Origin of the sequence: Micromonospora globbae (genome assembly GCF_003610785.1) — a bacterium.
Classification (GTDB): domain Bacteria; phylum Actinomycetota; class Actinomycetes; order Mycobacteriales; family Micromonosporaceae; genus Micromonospora; species Micromonospora globbae.
The window spans coordinates 1-3,223 of record NZ_RAQQ01000073.1 but is presented as its reverse complement, the minus strand read 5'-3'; the positions used below and the strand labels follow the sequence as shown (position 1 = coordinate 3,223).

Below are 3,223 nucleotides of genomic sequence, written 5' to 3'. Positions count from 1 at the left end.
CCAGGCGACGCGACATCTCAACGCCCGCCGTTACCTGTTCGTCCAGCTCACCGGCGCGAGCCTCACCAACACCCGGCATCCGCTGGCGTTTCCGAACGCCGGCGACAAGAACGACTACCTCTTCGCCTTCCACGGCGGGCTATCCACACCGCTGCGCCAGGCCCTGCACGACTACGCCCGCGCCCTGCTGCGCTCCCACTCCATCGACGAGCCATTGACCTGGGCACCTCCAGGGCACTGCGTCACAGGGCTCACCCTGCCCGGACGCGAGCCTGACGACATCGACCTCGCCGCAGTCGACCAGCTGATCAACCGCCAGCGGCTCACCGCCAGCGCCGCAGCCGTCATGCTCGGCGTCACCACCGAACACGTCCGCTACGCGATCAGCCAGCTGCACCGACCCGGCAAACACAACGGCCGGAACACCCCACCCGCCAGCCGACGCCTGCGCGAGCGCGCCACCGCGCTCCTGACCGCTGAATTCTTCCGACGCGAGTACCAGGACGCCGGCAAGAACCTGCGCACCATCGAGGCCGAGACCGGCATCCACCGCAAACTCCTCGCCAAACACGCCAAAGCCCACGGCATCGAGCTCACCGACCTTCGCACGCTGAACAAGCCCGTCCCACTCGACCCCGACTGGCTCCGAGAACAGACCGAAGTCCACCAGCGCTCCGCCACCGACATCGCCGCCGAGGTCGAGCTCACCCCCGAAACCGTCCGCCGCAACCTGATCCGCTTCAACATCGCACGACGGCCGCAAGGCTTCGCCGGGATGCCCTCCCACGGCCGCACCCACCCCGACCTGCCGCAGGAGATCCGCCGCGCCGTCGAAGGCCCACCCCACGGCTGGCTGCGACTACGCCGCTTCCAACAGATTATCGGCTACCCCAGCATCAACGTCGCCTCCCGCGCGATCAAGGTCAGCGCCGCCACCCTCACCGCCCAGATCGCCAAGCTCGAGGCCGACATCGGTAAATCCCTGCTCAACCGAGGCCGGCCCCGCCACCCGATGACCCCAACCGAAGACGGCCACGCCCTGCTCGCCATGCTCGGACACCCGCGCGCCGCCGAACTGCTTGACCGGTACGCCAAACCGCTACGCGGCTGGCGCCCTGACGATCCTCGCCGCGACCGCACCACACAACGCCAATGAGCAGGACACAACGGCCGCCGACCAGGCTTGAAATGATCATAAATATCGATGAAGTCCTTCGGCGTGGAGCCTTGACAGGCACCGTAGGCAAGGTATCGACTGCAATGAGTGACCCCAGCCGGCGAGTGGATCACAACCCAGTCAGGTTTCGCTGAGTCGCCGTGAACCGCGCGGCGTGCAGCGACTACGGAAAGGGTCGTTATGCGAAAGATCTCACGGGCGCTGGCTACTGGCGCGTTCGCCTTCACCCTGGTCGGCGTGGGGGCCGGGGTCGCCGTCGCCGGCTCCAACACGGTGCAGGCCTGCACCCTCCGCGCCGACGTGCCGGACTCCGACAACAACGCATGGGTCGGCCGCGAGGGCTGCTCCAACACGATTCCCGGCACCGGCTACATCTATGAGGACCGGAACAACTGGCCCGACGACAAGGTGGGCGAGAAGTCCTTCGACGCAGGAACGGCGCTGGTGGACGGGTCCTGCGGAAACGGCGATGGCAACTACTACTCGAGGTTCGAGTCCAGCAGCGGGGCGTCGGCCGAGTCGTCGCGGGCCTACCGCTGCTGACCGGATCGTTCGAACGAGGACAGAGGTTCATTGAGTGACGGGCACAGTTGAGGTTCAGGACCTCTCGTTCTCATACAGGAGGCGCCGGGTGCTTACCGGCGCCTCCTGCACCGTCGGTCGAGGAGTGACCGCCCTGCTGGGCCCGAACGGGGCGGGGAAGACCACGCTGATCAAGTGCATCGTCGGGTTGGCGCGGCCCGATCAAGGACGGGTGGTCATCGACGGTCGCAATGTCAGCGACGGCAAGGCGGCGCAGGCGTTGATCGGGTACGTGCCGCAGAACCCGTCGCTTCCCGGCTTGGCGAAGGTGCGCGACCTCGTCGCTTACGCGGCCTGGCTCAGCGGCGTGGACGCCGCGCGGACGGACAAGGCGGTCGACGTGGCGCTGGACAAGATGCAGGCGCTGGACCTGGGGTCACGGCGGATCCGCACCCTCAGCGGGGGACAGCGCCAACGAGTCGCCCTCGCCACCGGCATCGTGCACGATCCACGGATCGTCATTCTGGACGAGCCCACAGTCGGTCTCGACCCTGGGCAGCGACTCAAGGTGCGAGAGGTGATCCGGCATCTGGGGACCGAGCGGCCGGTGCTGCTATCCACCCACCTGACCGAGGACGTCGAGCATCTCGCGGATACCGTCGCCGTCCTGGCCGACGGCAAGATCCGGTATCAAGGTCCCCTGGCGGGACTGGCCACGACCCAAACCGGCGTCGATGGCCGACCGGGGTCGCCGTTCGAATGCGCCTACGACGACCTGATCATGTCGTTCGGTGGTGCCGAATGAGCCGGATACGTCTGCTACTCGGCTGGCCCGGCCCGCTCTGGGTGTTCCCGGCCGCAGGTGCCCTGATGGCTGCCGGTTCGTTTCTTATCAACAGGAGCATGCTCGCCGCCGACTACGTCACTTGGGCGGCCGTCTCCGCCGCCTGGCATGAGTCGCTGTGGATCCCTGGGTCGGTGGCGGCTGCCGCAGCTGCGGCACTGGGCGCGGCCTACTTCCCGAGATCGTCGCCAGTGGCCGCGCCGCTGCGGCCGAGAGTGGACCACGGCCTGTTCCTCATCCATGGGCTTGCCCTGGCGTTCTGGCTCTGCCTGGGGCACGCCGTCGGGCTGGTTCCGATTGAGATCACTGCGGCACGCCAGGCTACCGCCGGAGCCTTGGCACTGCAGGACGTGATCGTCGGCCTGGCCGGCCTGGCCACGTTGACCTCGATCGGTTTCTGCCTCGGCGCGGCCGTCCGGCACTGGGTGATCGCACCCGCGGTCGGGCTGCTCGCCTTCGCGGTCATGGGCTTGCCCAATACATCGCTGCTCACACCGATCGGGTTGATCCTGCCGGTGCGGCAGTTCGTCACCACCCCCAGGTTCGAGTTAAATCCCCCGACGACCATCTTCGCCGTTGTGGCCTCCACCGCGATCTGCCTGCTCGCCGCCTCGCTGGCATCTTGGGCCAGGTCACGCGGGTCGGTCCGCAGCAACGGCCGCCTCTTACTGACGTGGCTA

At 67.5% G+C, this 3,223-nt stretch carries 3 protein-coding genes and 1 pseudogene; all 4 read left to right on the top strand.

Going from position 1 to position 3,223, the window contains the following annotated elements; genetic code table 11:
- On the top strand, nucleotides 1–1,156 hold a 1,156-nt coding region (locus tag D7I43_RS32245), incomplete at its 5' end, for a helix-turn-helix domain-containing protein (RefSeq protein WP_147427380.1).
- A 201-nt stretch (nucleotides 1,157–1,357) separates the two neighbouring features.
- Complete coding sequence (locus D7I43_RS32240) at nucleotides 1,358–1,720, top strand: hypothetical protein (protein WP_109904541.1); 363 nt, start codon at nucleotides 1,358–1,360, stop codon at nucleotides 1,718–1,720.
- 34 nt (nucleotides 1,721–1,754) lie between these two features.
- Entirely contained in the window at nucleotides 1,755–2,504 is a 750-nt protein-coding gene (locus tag D7I43_RS32235; protein WP_338042013.1) for an ABC transporter ATP-binding protein, read from the top strand.
- A gap of 65 nt (nucleotides 2,505–2,569) precedes the next feature.
- A pseudogene (locus D7I43_RS32230) lies at nucleotides 2,570–3,223 on the top strand (hypothetical protein); the annotation flags it as partial.

Excerpts from the sequence above, each read along its gene's own strand:
- D7I43_RS32240 (WP_109904541.1), top strand. The coding sequence starts at position 1,358 with ATGCGAAAGATCTCACGGGCGCTGGCTACTGGCGCGTTCGCCTTCACC.